We start from the raw sequence: 1,110 nt of genomic DNA on the forward strand, positions 1-1,110 counted from the left end.
TTCTTCTAAGAAGCGATAGAATTCCGCCTCGGTGTAGTCTTGTAAGGCATCTTTAATTACAAGCTTCATATTATTGATCCTTATGTATGCTGATATGTCGTTTCGGGGTAAGGACACATAAATTATCTACATGGAATACTTCTCCACCATACTGTATCTCTTCTTTGTGGTGTAACTCATACCTTTGTCTCCCTCCAACTTGTTCACTTGGTAGCGAAAAAGGAGAACGGCCTCTCTTGATCAAACGTTGATTCGCACGGCTGAACTGGTTGAGTAAAGTTTGGTCTTCACCAACGGCGTACCAAAAGCCTTCTCTAAATGCATCAAAGCTACTGAACTCTCTTCCTCTTAGCTTATCAGCAATTTGGGAAGGTATTGGAGCACCCAAGTCTTTACCCGCATCAGCTAACCAGATACCAAAGATATCTTCGCCCTTACCAGTAACTACTCCGGGCTTATCTCTCGGGCTTTCTTTGTAAACCACATAGAGCGGAGCAATGCCTGAGCTTTCAGGGAATACCAAGATCGCATCACGCCAGTCTTTCTCTTCAGGCGCAGGCGTAACGGTGACGTTCGCATCGCTATCCGAGTGGATTGGCGTGACCAGTATATCGTCTTTTTCAAACCCATCACTATGATCGGGGGTAGTTTGCCAACTTGCTTCACCGTTTTCTTCTGGAGTCCAATATATGGTTGGTCCGTTCTCTTCAATCGCAACGGACAACTGACCATTGTTCCCTTGTTTCACATATTTGATGGGGATTCGTGTGTCATCTACATGATAGCCCTGTACGTGCGGATAAAACTCACCATCTTGGGGCTCGGTAATGTGGACACGAACGCGGCTTTGCGCCGTGGTTACTTGGCGTAAATCTTGGTCTGTGTATTGGGTGTTATCGCCAAATAAGCTTTGCTGCATGGCAAACAAAGCGCCAATACCTTCGACCTGCCAGCGGTAGCCCTCGACGATTTTGTCTTTCAATGTGCCGGCCAGTTTATCTAACTGCATCGCTGCGGTTTGGGTTTGCTGCATTTGCTCTGGGGAACCGGCGACAGCTGCGGAACTGCCCATAGCCATTTGTGCTTGTGTCGCTTGAATGGCGGGTATGA

The 1,110-nt window shown here is 47.1% G+C and carries 1 protein-coding gene; it reads right to left on the reverse strand.

Translation table 11 applies throughout. The features are described 5' to 3' along the window. Positions 1–70 precede the first annotated feature (70 nt). Positions 71–1,110: S-type pyocin domain-containing protein (locus tag R7M72_RS25525; protein ID WP_318056514.1), on the reverse strand; the 1,040-nt coding region annotated here is incomplete at its 5' end.

This window comes from Vibrio sp. YT-18, from assembly GCF_033337345.1.
Classification (GTDB): Bacteria; Pseudomonadota; Gammaproteobacteria; order Enterobacterales; family Vibrionaceae; genus Vibrio; species Vibrio alginolyticus.